Here is a 17,169-nt window from a genome sequence, read left to right on the forward strand (position 1 = left end):
CGGCTTCCGTCGGCGCCGTATACCTCTGGGTGCTGCATGGGTCAGATGTGTGGAGCGAGACGATGACCGATCAGGGAATCGATCCAGGCCGAGCCGATTCCCCTCACCTGTTCCGGGCGCAATATGGGCCTCGTTGGGACGCCACCGTCGACGTGGTCATCGGCGTGCGAACATCGCCAACCGATGTTTCCCTCGTTCTGCGGAAGGACGTACCCATCAACCAGGTGTACTGACGTGCAACGAGCCACGTGCGGTTCGATCCAGGGCCTTTGGACGCGCACGGCGACCTCGGGGCCTTCCGCACGCTTCAGAAGCAGGCTGGCTGGCGCACGAAGAGCGTCGAGGCCCAGATGCGACGCTTCCTGGGCAGCGGCGCCCGGCGGAAGCTGCGCTACGCGCACTTGCTTGTCGCCGCGCTCGAGCTCGAACGGTTCCCTCAGCCGCTCCTTGGCGTGACTGCCGTGACCGGGCGGCAAACAGAATGGCGAGGCGGCTGAACGCTCCGCCTCGCCGTTCGTCGTTTCGGATCCGAAAGAACGATCGTTTCGCTACTTTCTCCGCTGCCTTGTCGCCAGGATTCCCAAGATCCCCGTTCCGATCAGCACGACGCCGCTGGGCTCGGGGAGGTTCGTGGGAGGGGGATTGGTCGTGCCCAACAGGCCGTGCCATTCCTCGAAGCCCGCGTCCGACGTGAAGTCCGCTTCCATGCCCGTCGTCGCGCCCATCTTGTTATAGAAGTAGAGATAGTCCGTGCTCGAAGCGCCGGCGAAGTAGCTCGTCGGGATCAGGACCTGGATGTCGTCGTGTCCGCTGCCGGCGGCCAGGCTGTAGTCCATGTACACGGTCTGGTCCGTCGTGCCGTCGAGGTTGTAGCGGAGGACGCCGCCCGCGCTCACGACGTCGGCGGTCGACGTCAGGGAGCCGTTGCCCGCCAGCGTGTAGAGCCGCAGTTCATCGAGTGAGAGGAACTGCTTGCCGCCGCCGTTCGCCTCATTGATGTCGAGCGAGAACGAATAGTAGCTCGTCGAGCCGACGGTCACGGTGGCGAGCTGGTTCAGCTGAATGGCATGGGTCCACGTGCCGGCGACGTCATCGTACGTCACATGCGCGTCGCCAGAGGTATTCATCCCCTCTTCCACGCCGTTGGCCTGGAGCCGCTCGAACGGGCTGTACACCCCCGTTCCCGTCGGCGAATTGACCAGCTGTGTCCAGATGGTCCCGTCGGCCGAGGCGTACGTGGTCCCGGATGTCGTGAGATCGATGGGTGGGAAGGCCAGGGCTGCCGACGCGCCGAGAAGCAACGCCGCGGCGCCGAACGCAATCAATAGACGCATTTCGAAACTCCCTTGGATCGGAACGTGCGGAGCCGTCGGGGACCTGGCCCGCGTCATGAGAATCTCGAACTACCCCCTCCCGGAAAACCCCCGGACCGAGAGGCGAAGCGGACAGCGCTCGCACCGAGACGAAGCGCACTTCAAGGGTTTCGAGCACACTGGAAACGATGTAATCGATTCCACTGCACCGCCCGGTGTCATGAAATCACGGCCATCTGTCTTGGATATCGGACAGTAGCCCCAAGAGGACATGGACCTGCCGATCCTGCGTAGCCCGCAACGGAGCAAACGTTTGCGCGGAGTCGGCTCAATGCCCTGCAAGACTCACGACCTGGGCGAATTGCGCTTCCTGCAATGGACGTGCCCGCAACCGTTCGGGCAGACTCACCGGAATGAAAATGCGCCTCCTGTCCTTCGCCATAGGCCTCTTGGCCTCGGCCTCCTACGCCGCGCCGGTGCCGACGGGACCTCCCAACATTCCATCGAACCGGCCCGCATTCCCGGAGCAGGCGCGCGCGCCCGAGGTGCACACGCGCACGCCGTTCCAGGTGACGGAGATCGCTTCCGGGCTCCGGCTGCCATGGGCGGTGGCGTTCCTTCCCGACGGGCGCTTCCTCGTCACCGAGAAGCACGTGGGGCATCTGGTGGTCGTCACGCCGAGCGGTCAGAAGTCGAAGCCGGTCGCGGGTCTGCCGCGGGTGGATGGACGCGATCAGGGGGGCCTGCTCGACGTCGTTCTGGCGCCCGACTTCCGGACCAGCCGAATGATCTACTGGTCCTATTACGAGCCGCGCCGCGGCGGGAACGGACTCGCCGTCGCCCGCGCGAAGCTGGACCTCGCGACGCTGCGGGTCGCCGGCGTCCAGGTCATCTTCCGGATGCAGCCGACGCTGGAATCGACGATGCACGCCGGAGGGCGCATCGTCCTCGCCCCGGACGGCACGATCTTCGTGACGCTGGGCGAACGTTCGATTCTCCCGGGGCGCCGGCAGGCACAGAATCTCGGCAGCGACCTGGGGAAGATCGTGCGGATCCGTCCGGACGGCTCGGTGCCGCCAGACAATCCCTTCGCGCGGCGCCAAGGCGCGCGCCCGGAGATCTGGACGTCAGGGCACCGCAACGTTCTCGGAGCCGCGCTGGACGGAACGAACCGCCTCTGGGTGGTCGAGATGGGACCGCGCGGAGGCGACGAGTTGAACCTCATCCAACGCGGCAAGGACTACGGCTGGCCCATGATCGGCTACGGGGAGGAGTACTCGGGCGAGCCGATCCACAAGGCCACGCAGGCGCCGGGCATGGAGCAGCCCGTCTACTACTGGGATCCGGTCATCGCGCCGTCCAGCCTGACGATCGGCTCGGGCCGCCTGTTCCCCGAATGGCGCGGGAATTTTCTGATCGGCGGGCTTGCGAGCGAGGCCCTGGTCCGCCTGGTGGTTCGCGACGACCGTGTGGTGGGCGAGGAGCGGCTCCTCACCGACAGGCACGAGCGCATCCGGGACGTGGCGCAGGGACCCGACGGCGCGATCTACCTCCTCACCGACGATGAGAATGGCCGCCTGCTCCGCTTGGCACCACGGTAGGATGCTCTCTGCACCCCTAGGGAGGGTACGTTCAGCGTGAAGCGCCTGGCTCTCGTGGTCGGTCTCGCCGCTCTCACCATGCCGCACGCGGCTCGAGCGGATTCCGCAGGGCCTCCGGTGGCGCGCCGCTCACTCGTCGTGGACACCACGTTCGGCATCCGGCTGGAAGATCCCTACCGCTGGATGGAGGAGCCGGACCGTCCCGAGTTCCGAACGTGGCTCCTCGAGCAGGGCGACTACAGCCGAAAGCGCCTGGATGCGATCCCGGGTCGCGCGGCCCTGGCCCGTCGCCTCAAAGAGCTCTCGTTCGAAACCTCCGGTCCCGGCTCGGTCGAGCGCCGCGGATCGAAGATCTTCTACCTTCGCGTGGACTCGGGGAGCTCGCTCGCGAAGCTGGTGGTGAGCTTCGCCAACGGAGCTGAACGGGTGCTCGTGGATCCGGAGCGCGTCCGCGGGTCCGATTCCGTGCACGTCTCCATCGACAACTACTCCGTCTCGTGGGACGGCGCCCTGGTCGCCTACAACCTGGCCGAAGGCGGCAGCGAGGTCACGCGCGTTCACGTGATCGAAACCGCGACCGGTTCGGAGAAGCCCGACGTGGTGGAGCACATCTGGGGGCAGTTCCCGGTCGTGTGGCTGCCGGACGGGAGCGGATTCTTCTACACGCAGATGGCCGACGCGGGATTCCGCGATCCCAAGGTGGATCCGATCCTCGGGATGCGCGTACGCCGGCATCTTCTGGGCACCCCGGCGAAGCAGGATCCCGTCTTCATCGCACCGGACTCGGCCTCGACCCTCACCATCGAGCCGCGCGAATTCCCGATCATCGACGTTCCGATCGGTACCCGCTACGCGATCGCCTACTGCGTCGGGGCCCATCCCGAAGTCCGCATGTATGTCGCGCCCCTCGAGTCGGTCGTGCCGGGGAAGATCCCGTGGCAACGCGTCTGCGAGTACGAGGACCGCATCGGCAACTTCGCGCCGGACACGGCCTCGCTCTACCTGCTTTCGCACAAGGACGCGCCGAACGGCCGCATCCTCCGCGTTTCGGTCGACGATCCGAAGCTGGCCTCGGCCGAGGAGGTCGTGCCCCAGTCGGAACGCATCCTCACCGACATGGCGGTCACGCCGGACGGCCTCTACACGCTGCAGACCGAGGCCGGCGTGGATCACGTCTACCGGATCGCGCGGGGACAGAAGAACGCGAGGGAGATTCCGCTCCCGCTCGCCGGCGCCGCCAAGGGACTCGACGGCGCGCTCGACGAAGAGGGGATTCTCTTCTCGCTGACGGGCTGGACCACCCCGGAGCGGTACTACCGATACCTTCCGAGCGAAGGACGCGTCCGGGACACGGGAATGGGCGTCCGCAGTCCCGTCGATTTCTCGCACATCGTCGCGGAACGGGTTGAAGTGAAGAGCTTCGACGGCACGATGGTGCCGCTCACCATTCTGCGGCGCGCCACGGCCCGGCGCGACGCGGGTCATCCGACCCTCCTCAGCGGTTACGGCGCCTATGGAACCTCGATCCGTCCCGGGTTCAGCGCTTCGCGCATGGCGTGGCTCGAGCGCGGCGGCATCCTCGCCTACGCCCACGTGCGGGGCGGTGGGGAGAAGGGAGAGGCCTGGCACCAGGCGGGGCGCGGAGCAAACAAGAAGAACGCGGTGGGCGACTTCATCGCGTGCGCCGAGTACTTGATCGCCAAACGCTACACCTCGCCCTCGCATCTCGCGGCCACCGGAAGCAGCGGCGGAGGGCCCCTGGTGGGCGGCGCGATCGTTCGGCGGCCAGACCTGTTTGCCGCCGCCGTGCTCTACAACACCGTCCTGAACACCGTGCGCTTCCTGCACGGAACGAACGGAGCGAATCAGATTCCCGAGATGGGCTCGCCGAACGACGAGGCCGGGTTCCGCGCGCTCGTCGCGATGGATCCCACGCTGGCCGTTCGGAAGGGAACTCGGTATCCCGCGGTGCTCGCGTGCGTGGGACTGAACGACCGTCGCGTTTCGATGTGGCACTCGGGGAAGTTCGTGGCGCGGCTACAGGCCTCGGGCACCCGGGATCCCGTGTTCCTGCGCGTGGAGCCCGAAGCGGGGCACGGCGTGGGGACGACCCGCGATCAGGGCGTCGCGCTCCTGGCCGACACCTACTCGTTCCTGTTGTGGCAGTTCGGAGATCGGACGTTCGCCCCGTCTCCGTGACTCTCGCGAGGCACAGCCCGCGAGAGCGCAGGCCATCGAGATCCAGGAAAGGAGACATCGAGATGAGCGGTGGGGCAGCGGCGGCAGCGGCGGCGGCTCGGATGCGGGCGATCCAGGCATCGGGCGCGATCGTACGACTGGAGGCGGCGGAATTCGAGCGACTCCTGATCCACAATGCCGGAGGGATCGTCGTGCACGCTCCGGGCGGATTCCTGGGAGGGCATCGCTACCTGACCAGCTACAAGGGCCTCGTCTTTTCCACGAAGACGCGCGAGCCGCTTTCGCTGCCCGGGTCCTCGGAGATCATCGAGGCGGGTAGGATCTGGACTCCGCACTAGACGAGGCTATTCCTTCGTGTCCGGATCCCAATGCTCCGCGATCTTGCCCTTCTCGACGCGGAACATGTCGAACCAGGTGGTGGTGTAGCTCTTCGAGGGATCCTTGGGGTCCTTTCGCCGGCTCACGAAGCTGAGCACGACGAAATCGCCGTCGGCGACGATCGCGACGAGGGGCGCCTTCACGCTCGGTTGGATCGGCGTGGGCTTGGTCACCTTCGAGAAGAACTCGACGAACGCGGCGCGCCCGGTGGCCACGTTGGGGTTGTGCTGGATGTAGGATTCGGCCATGTACTTGTCGGCAAGGTCCATGTGGCCGGCCTCGAATACCTCCCGCCAGAAGTCGTAGACGAGCCGCTTGTTGGCTGCCAGGCGAGCGTCGGGATCGGCCAGCATCTGCTCGTGGTTCGGATTCGCGGTGACCGCGACCTGAGCCGCTGCCGGAGCCGCGGCCGTCACGGCGAACAGGATCATCAGGATTGAAACGCACCGTCCCACACGCACCTCCTTCGGCCCGCTGACGAGACCAACTCCAAGGGCCCGGAGCATCCCACCCCCTAGCGGGGCCCCGCAACTCCCGATTGGTCACGATCTTGCTGATGCCGCGGCAGCTTAGCCGTAACTCGGTGCAGGAACGCAGCCACCATGAGAAAAACTGTAATCTCTTCCAGCGAACCCGACCATTCGGTCCAGTTTTACGAGGACGACGCCTTCCTGTGCCAGGAGGTGGGACGCTTCCTGGGGGCCGGCCTGGACAGGGGCGAGGCGGTCATCGTTATCGCCGGCGAGCGCCATCGGAGGGGCGTCGCCGCGGCCCTCGACGCCTCGGGATACCTCCTGGGCGAGGCCCGCGAGAGCGGGCAATTCCTGGAGCTGGACGCCGAGGAGACGCTCGAACGCTTCATGAGCGGCAGCCTTCGCTACGGCATGCCCGACGCCGATTCGTTCGACCGCGTCGTGGGGGGACTCATCGAAGGTCGCTGCGGGGACGCGAGGTACAGCGGCCTTCGAGCGTTCGGCGAGATGGTGGATCTCCTGACCGAACGGGGAAACGCTCCCGCCACGCTGAAGCTCGAAGAGCTCTGGAACGGCCTCCGCCGCACGCACCCCTTCCGACTCTTCTGCGGCTACTCGATGACCAACTTCCGGAAAGCGGAAGACACCGAGAGCTTCCGTCGGATCTGCTCGCTGCACGAGCACGTCCTTCCGACGGAGAGCTACGACGACCGGTGGTCGCTCGATCAGCAGCGGCTGGGCATCACCGACCTGCAGCAGCGCTCCGGCGCCCTCGAGGCGGAGATCGCCGAACGCAAGAAGCTGGAGCGCGCCCTGCGCGAGGAGCAGGCCCGCCTTCAAGAGGCAAACCGCCGCAAGGACGAGTTCATTGCCTTGCTGAGCCATGAGCTCCGGAATCCCTTGGCTCCGATCCTGACCTCGCTCGACCTGATGGACGTGCGCGGGGATGTTTCCTCCAGGCGCGAGCGCGAGATCATCCGCCGCCAGGCCCGCCACCTGGCCACTCTGGTCGAAGACCTTCTCGACGTCTCGCGCGTAGCGAGCGGAAAGATCTCCCTCCAGAAGCAGGTCATGGAGTTCGCGGCGATCGCCGACGCGGCTCTCGAGATGGCGGGGCCCCTGTTCCAGGATCGCTGCCAGGTGCTCGAGCTGGAAGTGCCCGGCAAGGGCCTCCTTCTCGAGGCCGATCCCGTCCGCCTGCCGCAGGTCGTGGCGAATCTCCTGGCCAACGCGTCCAAGTTCACGCCCGCGCGCGGGCGGATTTCCCTGCGCGCGGTCCGCAACAAGGCGGAGATCGTCGTGACGGTCGAGGACGACGGCATCGGGATCGCCCCCGAGGATCTCGATGACATCTTCACTCCATTCATCCAGGCACGCCAGGGGATCGACCGCTCCGAGGGCGGGCTGGGCCTGGGCCTGACGCTGGTCCGCAGCCTGACCGAGCTCCACGGCGGCTCGGCGACGGCTGCCAGCGAGGGCACGGGGAAGGGAAGTCGGTTCACGCTCCGGCTGCCCGCGGCCCGGAGCGAGCCGGCTCTTCGTGGTCGCGCTGCACGGAAGGGGACGCGACCGGAGGAGCCCGATGCCAAGGCCGCCGCGGGGCGGCGGCTCGCGATGCACGCGAATGGCCATGGCCACGGCCGGCGCGTGCTGGTCGTCGACGACAACCGTGATGCCGCCGCCTCCCTGGCGGCGCTGCTGGAGGAGTTGGGCTTCGCGGTCCGCACCGCGCACGACGGGGAAGAAGCGATGGTCGCGGCCGCTTCGTTTCCGCCGGACGCGGCGATCGTGGACATCGGGCTTCCCGCCATGGACGGCTACACCCTCGCCACGCGCCTCCGTCGCGTGCGCGACGGAGCGCCGCTACTCCTCATCGCGCTCACGGGGTACGGCCAGGCGGCCGACCGCGCGAAGTCGGTTCTGGCCGGCTTCGACAAGCACCTGGTGAAGCCGGTCGGCGCCGAGGTTCTTGGGGCGGTTCTCGGCCGCGCGGTCATCGACGATCCCTCCGTACGCTGATCTTGAAGCGTCCCTTGACAGGGCTCCCTTCGGGTCTTAATATTCGGTTATTGGCGAAATAACGAACAATGCGGCCGCCGGTCGCCGGCGCCGCGAGGGGGGCCATGAGCATCGACGAAGTCTTCCGTGCCTTGAGCGATCCGACGCGTCGCGAGATCCTCCGTCTTCTCCGAAATCGGGACATGACGGCGGGGGAGATCGCCGAACAGTTCGCGCTCGCGAAGTCGACGCTGTCGGGGCACTTCAACGTCCTGAAGCATGCCGGACTGGTCGTATCCGAGAGGTCCGGGACCTCCATCGTCTATAGCCTGAACCTCGCCGCCTACGAAGAGGCCCTCGCGGGCGTGATGTCGCTCCTGGGCGTGGGCCGAAAGGAGAAGCGCGCGTGAAACCGCACTGGAAGACAGAGCTGCCGCTGCTCACCCTGATCGCCGGGATGTTCGTGGCCGCGGCCTTGATTTGGCCCCACGCCCCCGCACGCTTCCCGGTGCACTGGGGTGTGGACGGGGAAGTGAACCGCTATGGTGGCCGGTTCGAGGGCCTCCTGCTCCTCCCGCTCATGGCGGTCGTTCTGTACGTGCTCATGCTGTTCCTGCCTCGGCTGGACCCGGGGCGGCTCAACTACGCCCGCTTCTCGGGCGCGTACTACACGATCCGGTCTCTGGTGATCGCCCTCCTGGCGATCCTCTACGCGGTCATGATCCTTGCGGCCAAGGGCGCCCCCGTGGACATGACCCGATTCGTGGGGCTGGCCATCGGCGCGATGTTCTTCGTCCTGGGAAACGTGCTCGGGAAGATCCGCCCCAACTGGTTCGTCGGGGTGCGCACCCCCTGGACCCTCTCCAGCAAGCGTTCGTGGACGCGCACGCACCGGCTCGCAGGCTGGGTCTTCGTGGCCGGTGGCGTCGCGCTCATGGCGGCCGGGATCATTCGTACGCCGTTCGCCATGGAGACCGCCTTCGCCATCCTGGCGACCGGCATGGTGGGCGCGATCGTGTACTCCTATCTCGTGTGGAAATCCGATCCCGACCGGGTGCCTCCGGCGGGTACGCTGCCCGGCAACGACGAGCCCGGAGCTGAGGGAATCCGCCCAGAGCGCTGAGGGAGCGGCCCCGACGCCGCCTCGCGCTCGGGCGCACGCCGGCAGCGCTGTACAAGTGCGCCAATGACTTAGACGCGTCTCATTCCAGGGCACGGTTCGTGCGCATCGTGCGCTCACCATGCCCAACCTCAATCGTCTCTTCGTGCTCGTCGCGCGCGGCACGGCCATCGGCGCCGCGTCGTTCCTGCTCTTCGCCGACGCGACACCCTCTCGAGCCGCAGACGTCGCCACCGACAATTCCGACTACTACCCGGGCGACGTCGTGGTCATCACCGGCAGCGGCTTCCTGCCCGGAGAGCGCGTATCGCTGCGGTTGGACCAGCATCCGACGCTCCACGATCCCTACGTCTTCACTTCGACCGCGGACTCCACCGGCGCGTTCCAGAACGCGGACTACACGGTCGAGGACCAGGATCTCGGCACGAGCTTCGATCTCATCGCCACCGGTCTCACTTCGGGCATCGTCGCGACGACGTTCTTCACCGACTCGCCGAAGGTGGGATCGGTGACGGTGGTGCCGCTGTCCGGGGAGATGTGCGACAACGACGGAGGCTCCGTCACCTACACCGTGACGGTGAACCGCGGGTCGGGAAGCGGAAGCACGGGCTCGTTCACGGCGAATCTCTCGGTGACGACGGCGCTGCCGGCGGGCGTGTCCGCGACCTTCTCCCCCAACCCCGTCGCGTTCACGCCGGGGCAGACGTCGCGCACGGCGACCCTGACCCTCGCGGCTTCGGGCGCCGTGGCCGCGGGATCGACCGGATTCACGGTCCAGGCCATGACCTCGGCCAGCGACTTCGCCACGGGAACCGAGCTCTTGCAGGTGCACACCCTCCCGGTCGTCACGCCGCCCGCCCCGATCGTCCGCGGCAGCGACGCCGGGCTGTGCGGCGCGGTCGTGAGCTTCGCCGCGACCGCGACCGGAACCCCGGCGCCGGTCCTGACCTACGCGCCGGCCTCCGGGACCCTGTTCCCGGTCGGCACGACCACCGTCACCGCCACCGCGACCAACTCGTGCGGCTCGGGCAGCGCCACCTTCACGGTGACGGTGAACGACAACGAGCGGCCGGTCGTCACGGTCTCCGATCTCACGCGATCCACCGACCCGGGCGCCTGCACCGCCACGATCGCGGCGCTCGGCGCCTCCGCCACGGACAACTGCGCCATCGCCACCCTGGTGGGCACGAGAAGCGACGCCGCGGCGCTCGGCGCTCCGTTCCCCAAGGGCGCGACGACGATCACGTGGGTCGCGACGGACACGCACGGCAACACGGCGTCGGCCACGCAGCAAGTGACCGTGAACGACACCGAGAATCCGACGATCGCGGCTCCGGGCGCGCTGAATGTCACGACGGGTCCCGCCGCCACCCAGTGCGGGCTGCTCGTCAGCGACGCGACCTTGGGTTCGCCGACGGCGAACGACAACTGCGGCGTCGCGGTGGCGCGGACCGGCGTCCCGGCCGGAAACCTGTTCCCGGTGGGGACGACGACGGTTACCTACACCGCGACGGACCCCAGCGGAAACACCGCGGTCGCCACGCAGGCGGTGACGGTTGCCGACACGACCCCTCCCACCGTCGCCGTGAGCAACTTCGACGTGCCGGCCGACGGCGGCCTCTGCTCGGCGGTGCTCGGATCGCTGGGGGCGTCCGCCGGCGACGACTGCGGCGTCGCCACGCTGAACGGCCTTCGGAGCGACGGTCTGGCCCTGAGCCAGCCGTTCCCCGTCGGCACGACGACGGTCACGTGGACGGCCACCGACGTGCATGGCAACAGCGCGACGGCATCGCAAACCGTGAAGGTGACCGACCATGAGAACCCGGTCCTCACGACGGGCGACCTGACCGTATCCAACGATCACGGCGTCTGCTCGGCCGTGGTGACGCTGGGCACCTCCGCCGCGGACAACTGCGGCGTGGCGAGCCTGGTGGGAACCCGCGGCGACGGGCTGCCGTTGACCGGTCCCTTCCCGAAGGGCACGACGACCGTGAGCTGGCTCGCGACCGACGTGCACGGGAACACGTCGAGCGCGACGCAGCATGTGACGGTGAACGACACCGAGAATCCGACGATCGCGGCTCCCGCCGCCCTGAACCTCACGACCGGCCCGGGCGCCACCCAGTGTGGGCTCCTCGTGAGCGATGCGACCCTGGGCTCGCCCACCGCCCATGACAATTGCGACGTGAGCGTCGAGCGCACCGGTGTCCCGGCAGGGAACCTCTTCCCCGTGGGCACGACCACGATCACCTACACCGCGACCGACCCCAGCGGCAACACGGCCGTCGCGACCCAGACCGTCACCGTGGCGGACGACACGCCCCCGACGATCGCCGCCTCCAATCTCTCGTTCGACACCGACGCGGGCACCTGCGCCGCCGTCGTCGCCTCTCTGCAGACCACCGCCGCCGACAACTGCGGCGTGTCGAGCCTCACAGGCACCCGGAGCGACGCGGCGGCGCTCACCGATCCGTTCCCGGCGGGCGCGACCACGGTCACGTGGGTGGCGGCCGACGTGCATGGCAACAGCTTCACCGCGACCCAGACGGTGACCGTGACGGACCATGAGAACCCCGTCATCACGACGGGCGACCTTACCGTCTCCAACGACCATGGCGTCTGTTCGGCCGTGGTGACGCTGGGCACCTCCGCGGCGGACAACTGCGGCGTGGCGAGCCTGGTGGGGACCCGCGGCGACGGACTGCCGCTGACCGACCCCTTCCCGAAGGGCACGACGACCGTGAGCTGGCTCGCGACCGACGTGCACGGGAACACCGCCTCGGCGACGCAGCAGGTGACGGTGAACGACACCGAGAATCCGACGATCGCGGCTCCTGCCGCGCTGAGTCTCACGACCGGTGCCGCCGCCACCCAGTGCGGACTGCTCGTGAGCGATGCGACCCTGGGCTCGCCCACGGCCCATGACAATTGCGACGTGAGCGTCGAGCGCACCGGTGTCCCAGCGGGGAACCTCTTCCCCGTGGGCACGACCACGATCACCTACACCGCGACCGACCCCAGCGGCAACACGGCCGTTGCGACCCAGACCGTCACGGTGGCGGACGACACGCCTCCTACGATCGCCGTTGGAAACCTGGATCTCTCGACCGATCACGGTGTCTGCACGGCCTCGATCGGCTCCCTCGGCGCCTCGGCGAGCGACAACTGCGGCATCGGCACGTTCATCGGCACGCGCAGCGACGGCGCGCCCCTGACCGATCCGTTCCCGAAAGGCATCACGACGATCGCCTGGCTGGCGACCGACGTGCACGGCAACACCCAGAGCGCGGCGCAGACCGTTACGGTGGCCGACCATGAGAATCCCACCGTGACCCTGAGCGACATCTCAGTCTCCACCGACGCGGGTTCCTGCGCGGCGACGATCGCGCCGCTGGGCGCGACCGCTGCCGACAACTGCGCGATCGCCTCGTTCACGGGGACGCGCAGCGACGGGCTTCCGCTGACCGACCCCTTCCCCCAAGGCACCACGACGATTACCTGGAATGCCACCGATAGCAGCGGCAACCAGGCCGGCGCAACGCAGCACGTGAGGGTTGCGGACACCGAGCACCCGACCCTTGCGGCGCCGGCCTCTCTGAATCTGACGACCGGGCCCGGTTCCCAGACGTGCGGCGTGGGTGTGGGGAACGCCGCCCTGGGAACGCCGGTCGCCTCGGACAACTGCGGCGTGACGGCGACGGTGGAAGGGATCCCCGCGGGGAACCTCTTCCCGGTCGGCACGACGACCTTGACCTGGACTGCGACCGACCCGAGCGGCAACACGACGATGGCGACCCAGACCGTGACGGTCGTGGACGACACGCCGCCGTTCGTCGCTGGGGGCGAGAGCTTCTACCAGGCCGATGCCGGCTCCTGCGGCGCCACGATCAACACGTTCGGGACGGTTGAGCACGACAACTGCGGAATCCAGTCATCCGTCGGAGCGCGCAGCGACGGTCTGGCCATGTCAGACCCGTTCCCGGTCGGCGTTACATCGGTGACCTGGACCGTCACCGATATCCACGGGAACACCAGCACCTATACCGATCTCATCCATGTCGAAGATCATCAGGCGCCGTCGATCGTGGCGCCCGCCGCGGTGCAAGCCGCGACGGGTTCCGGAGCCCGCATCTGCGGCGCCGTACTTTCGGACGCGGCGCTGGGTCAGCCCATCGCCACCGACAACTGCTCGGTCGTCGTGACCCGCTCGGGCGTCCCGGCGGGGAACGTCTTCCCGACCGGCACCACCACGATCACCTGGACCGCGACCGATCCGAGCGGGAACGCCGTGAGCGCGACCCAGGCGGTCACGGTGGTGGACAACACGCCGCCGACCCTGACCGTGCCGCCGGCCGTCTCCTTCGGGACCGGTCCGAACGCCACGATCTGCGGGCTCACGGTGACCGACGCCATGCTCGGCGCGGCGGCCGCGAGCGACAACTGCTCCGTCACGCTGACCCGGACCGGCGTCCCCGCGGGGAACCTCTTCCCGACCGGCGTCACGACGATCACCTACACCGCGACCGACCCGAGCGGCAACACGGTCAGCCTCACGCAGCTCGTCACGGTGACCGACACGACGCCGCCCAAGGTCACGGCGGCCAACATCACCCGGGCCACCGACGCCGGCCTCTGCAGCGCCGCGATCGCGAACCTGGGCGCCTCCGCCACCGACAACTGCGGCTCGCCCACGCTCACGAGCGCGCGAAGCGACACCAAGTCGCTGACCGATCCCTTCCCGAAGGGCGTCACGACGATCGTCTGGACGGCCACCGACGCGGCGGGCAATACCGCGACCGCGACCCAGACCGTCACCGTGACCAACGCCGCGCCGGTCGTCCAGATCGCGGCCCCCGTGAGCGGGCTGGTCGTTCCCGTGGGAACGCCCGTGTCTCTGGCCGGCACCTTCACCGACGACAGCGGCGACCTGCACACGGCGTCCTGGACCTGCGACGCCCTCGCCTGCGCGGCCTCGGTCAACGAGGGCTCGCGTACGGCGTCGGGCTCGGTGACCTTCGCGACGCCTGGCGTGTACCGGATCAAGCTCGTCGTGACCGACCAGTGCGGCGCCGCCTCCACGGCCACGACGGTGGGCGGGCTCGACGCGATGGTGGTGGTCTACGATCCCAACGCCGGCTTCGTCACGGGCGGCGGATGGATCCAGTCGCCCCCGGGCGCCTACGCGCCCAACCCGGCGCTCACCGGCAAGGCGAACTTCGGCTTCGTGTCCAAGTACAAGAAGGGGATGACGGTGCCGACGGGCGAGACGGAGTTCCAGTTCAAGGCGGGGGACGTCGACTTCCACAGCTCCAGCTACGACTGGCTCGTGATCTCCGGCGCCCGCGCGCAATACAAGGGAACGGGAACGATCAACGGTTCAGGGAGCTTCGGATTCCTGCTGAGCGCGGTGGACGGCGAGACGCCGGGCGGCGGCGGCAAGGACAAATTCCGGATCAAGATCATCGACAGCGCCACGAGCCAGGTCGTCTACGACAACATGATGGGAGCGCCCGATTCCTCGGCGGCGGCCACCCTCCTGGGCGGCGGCTCGATCGCGATCCAGACCAACGGCGGCAAGGCCTCGGCCAGCATCGGCGCCTCGCTGGACGGCGGCGCGGCCGCGCCCGCGGTGAGCGGCCTGGCGCAGAACCGGCCGAACCCCTTCAATCCGGAGACCACGCTTCACTTCACGCTCGCCCGCGCCGGCCGCGCCACGCTCCGCGTCTTCGACGCTCGCGGCGCCCTCGTCCGGACGATCGTGGACGACGTGATGGAGCCGGGCGCGCACGAAGCGCGCTGGAACGGGCTCGACGCGCGGGGCGGCCGCGTTCCGTCGGGCGTCTACTACGCGCTCTTCGCTGCCTCCGACGGAACGCGCGACCGCATCCGGATGGTGCTGATCAAGTAGTTCGCCTCATTCCAGCCACGACCAGGACCACCCCCGCCACCACGGCCACGGCACCCACGGCCGGCGGCACCGGAACGTGCTTCTTCTCCTTCACCGTGATGTCCACGGGCCCGAGGTCGGCCTTCTCTGACTTCTTGGTATAGGTCAGGCCGCCGGCGAGAAGCCCCGCAAGTCCAAGCACGATCAGCAGCACGCCGACGATTACCAGTCCTTTCATAGCGCCCTCCGTACCGATCCGGAAACCGATGTACCGAACGGCGGCGCGATGGCATGCGCCCCCTTGGCATAGTTTACACGGATTGTTGAAACCGGGAGCGGGTGGCACTAGGCTGCATCCGCCTGTGCAGCCTGAAGCAGGAGCCTCTGGACTGGTGGCGCATCACGAGATCGGGGTACAGCGTGGAGGCTAACCCATTTCTGGCACAGTAACTGCACGAGGGAGCCGGCGGCATCTGGTAAGAATGGCGCGTTCGCCCCGAGTCGCGCCCGGACCACGCAGCGTCCGAGCAGCCGCCAGCCACCCGCAATTAGAGGACGAAAATCATGAAGTCATTCCGGACGATTGTTTTCGCCCTGAGCCTCGCCGTGCTCGGAGGAGCGTGGACACCACGCCTCGCGCAAAGCGAACCGGCCAGCCTGCACCTCAACATCACACCCTTCGGCGGGTACTCCGATTTCGCGAAGGAGGTCAACCTCGACGATCGTCCTGAATTCGGCGGCCGTCTGGGAATCGGGTTCGGACGCTACATCGGCATCGAAGGCTATTACGCCTGGATGAGCACGCACACGAAGTCGGGGAGCGCCGACTCGCTCTTTATCGCGACGCCGGCCAGCCTGGCCCCCGAGGAAAACGTCACCCTGTCCCGCTACGGAGCCGACGTCATCCTGAACCTCATCCCCAGCTCCGGATTCAATCCGTACATCCTCGGCGGGTGGTACGAGGATCAGGTGAAGACCAAGGACCGCACGACCAACCGGAAGCAGTTCTTCAACGGCATCGAATTTGGCGGCGGCGTGAAGCTCGGTTTGAGCAAGCGCGCGGCGCTTCGCTTCGAGGTTCGCGACAAGCTGTGGTCGTTCGGTGACGATCCCGCCATTCCCGATCCTCCCGGCAACGACAACCTGAGCAACCTCGTCTACACGGGCGGCATCCAGCTCACGCTGGGCGGCCTCACGTCCCACGACGAGGACAAGGATGGGATCAAGGACAAGGACGACAAGTGCCCGGGCACCCCGCTCGGCGCGCGCGTGGACGAGAGCGGATGTCCGATCGACTCCGACCACGACAACGTGCCCGACGGCATCGACCAGTGCCCGAACACGCCTCAGGGTGCGACGGTGGACGCCCGCGGATGCCCGACCGACTCGGATAACGACGGCGTTCCCGACGGCATCGACCAGTGCCCCGGCACGCCCCCGAACACCTCCGTGGACGCCCGCGGCTGCCCGGCTGATGCCGACGGCGACGGCGTTCCCGACAGCCAGGATCAGTGCGCGAACACGCCGCAGGGCGCGCAGGTGGACGAGCGCGGCTGCCCCAAGGACTCCGATAACGACGGCGTTCCCGACGGCATCGACCAGTGCCCGAACACGCCCGCGAATACGCAGGTGGACGCGCGCGGCTGCTCGACCGACTCGGATAACGACGGCGTGACCGACGACAAGGACCTCTGCCCGAACACCCAGGCGAACGTCAAGGTCGACAAGGACGGCTGCCCGATCGAGCTGACGGAGAAGGAAACCGAGCTCCTCGACAAGGGCCGCATCACCACGCGCGAGATCCATTTCGAGACGGCCAAGTGGGACATCCTCCCCGAGTCGCGTCCGGTGCTGGACGAGATTGGGAAGGTGCTCATCCAGTGGCCGCAGCTCAAGATCGAGATCGGCGGCCATGCCGACGCACGCGGGTCCGATGCCTACAACATGGACCTCACGCAGAAGCGCGCGCAGGCCGTGCTGGATTACCTGGTCCAGAACTTCCCGCAGATCAAGGCGGACCAGTACACGGCGGTGGGCTACGGCGAGCGCAAGCCGGTGGCCTCCAACAAGACCGTGGAAGGGATGGCGAAGAACCGCCGCGTCGAGTTCAAGGTGCTCAACACCGAAGAGCTCAAGAAGGAGAGGGAACGCCGGCGGATACTGCAGAAGGGCGAATAGAGCAGGCACTGTCTTTGCATCA

At 67.8% G+C, this 17,169-nt stretch carries 13 protein-coding genes; 10 read left to right on the forward strand and 3 right to left on the reverse strand.

All coding sequences use genetic code 11. From position 1 onward, the window contains the following. Both VE326_10380 and VE326_10385 read left to right on the forward strand, forming a co-directional pair. A partial coding sequence (locus VE326_10380; protein HYJ33613.1) for a hypothetical protein occupies window positions 1–233 on the forward strand: 233 nt, incomplete at its 5' end. Between the two features lie 36 nt (window positions 234–269). Next, complete coding sequence (locus tag VE326_10385; protein HYJ33614.1) at window positions 270–497, forward strand: hypothetical protein; 228 nt, start codon at window positions 270–272, stop codon at window positions 495–497. 51 nt (window positions 498–548) lie between these two features. Here VE326_10385 and VE326_10390 read toward each other — a convergent pair whose 3' ends face one another. After that, entirely contained in the window at window positions 549–1,334 is a 786-nt protein-coding gene (locus tag VE326_10390; GenBank protein ID HYJ33615.1) for a PEP-CTERM sorting domain-containing protein, read from the reverse strand. Between the two features lie 392 nt (window positions 1,335–1,726). Here VE326_10390 and VE326_10395 point away from each other — a divergent pair, with 392 nt between their 5' ends. From VE326_10395 to VE326_10405, 3 genes are all read left to right on the forward strand, one after another. Next, window positions 1,727–2,914 carry a PQQ-dependent sugar dehydrogenase gene (locus tag VE326_10395; GenBank protein HYJ33616.1) on the forward strand — a complete coding sequence of 396 codons (1,188 nt, stop codon included), beginning with the start codon at window positions 1,727–1,729 and terminating at the stop codon, window positions 2,912–2,914. Between the two features lie 36 nt (window positions 2,915–2,950). After that, window positions 2,951–5,113, forward strand: coding sequence for a prolyl oligopeptidase family serine peptidase (locus tag VE326_10400; protein HYJ33617.1), 2,163 nt, complete (start codon window positions 2,951–2,953; stop codon window positions 5,111–5,113). Between the two features lie 62 nt (window positions 5,114–5,175). Beyond that, window positions 5,176–5,451 carry a hypothetical protein gene (locus VE326_10405; protein HYJ33618.1) on the forward strand — a complete coding sequence of 92 codons (276 nt, stop codon included), beginning with the start codon at window positions 5,176–5,178 and terminating at the stop codon, window positions 5,449–5,451. Window positions 5,452–5,457: 6 nt separating this feature from the next. Here VE326_10405 and VE326_10410 read toward each other — a convergent pair whose 3' ends face one another. Next, window positions 5,458–5,922, reverse strand: coding sequence for a nuclear transport factor 2 family protein (locus VE326_10410; protein ID HYJ33619.1), 465 nt, complete (start codon window positions 5,920–5,922; stop codon window positions 5,458–5,460). A gap of 171 nt (window positions 5,923–6,093) precedes the next feature. Between VE326_10410 and VE326_10415 the strand changes: the two genes are divergently transcribed. The 4 genes from VE326_10415 to VE326_10430 all read left to right on the forward strand — a co-directional run bounded on the left by VE326_10415 (window position 6,094) and on the right by VE326_10430 (window position 14,990). After that, the gene (locus tag VE326_10415) at window positions 6,094–7,983 is read left to right on the forward strand and encodes an ATP-binding protein (GenBank protein HYJ33620.1); all 1,890 of its coding nucleotides are present in this window, start codon (window positions 6,094–6,096) and stop codon (window positions 7,981–7,983) included. 104 nt (window positions 7,984–8,087) lie between these two features. Next, complete coding sequence (locus VE326_10420) at window positions 8,088–8,372, forward strand: autorepressor SdpR family transcription factor (protein ID HYJ33621.1); 285 nt, start codon at window positions 8,088–8,090, stop codon at window positions 8,370–8,372. After that, window positions 8,369–9,085, forward strand: a complete 717-nt coding sequence (locus VE326_10425; protein HYJ33622.1) for an SdpI family protein — start codon at window positions 8,369–8,371, stop codon at window positions 9,083–9,085. The genes VE326_10420 and VE326_10425 overlap by 4 nt, the downstream gene beginning before the upstream one ends. Before the next feature lie 118 nt (window positions 9,086–9,203). Continuing rightward, window positions 9,204–14,990 carry an HYR domain-containing protein gene (locus VE326_10430; protein HYJ33623.1) on the forward strand — a complete coding sequence of 1,929 codons (5,787 nt, stop codon included), beginning with the start codon at window positions 9,204–9,206 and terminating at the stop codon, window positions 14,988–14,990. Here the strand turns inward: VE326_10430 and VE326_10435 are convergent. Continuing rightward, window positions 14,983–15,207 carry a hypothetical protein gene (locus tag VE326_10435; protein ID HYJ33624.1) on the reverse strand — a complete coding sequence of 75 codons (225 nt, stop codon included), beginning with the start codon at window positions 15,205–15,207 and terminating at the stop codon, window positions 14,983–14,985. The genes VE326_10430 and VE326_10435 overlap by 8 nt on opposite strands. A 326-nt stretch (window positions 15,208–15,533) precedes the next feature. On the opposite strand from VE326_10435, the gene VE326_10440 reads away from it, so the two are divergent. Then, the gene (locus tag VE326_10440; GenBank protein ID HYJ33625.1) at window positions 15,534–17,147 is read left to right on the forward strand and encodes an OmpA family protein; all 1,614 of its coding nucleotides are present in this window, start codon (window positions 15,534–15,536) and stop codon (window positions 17,145–17,147) included. Window positions 17,148–17,169: the final 22 nt, after the last annotated feature.

The sequence above is a fragment of the Candidatus Binatia bacterium genome (genome assembly GCA_035631035.1).
Lineage (GTDB): Bacteria > Eisenbacteria > RBG-16-71-46 > SZUA-252 > SZUA-252 > DASQJL01.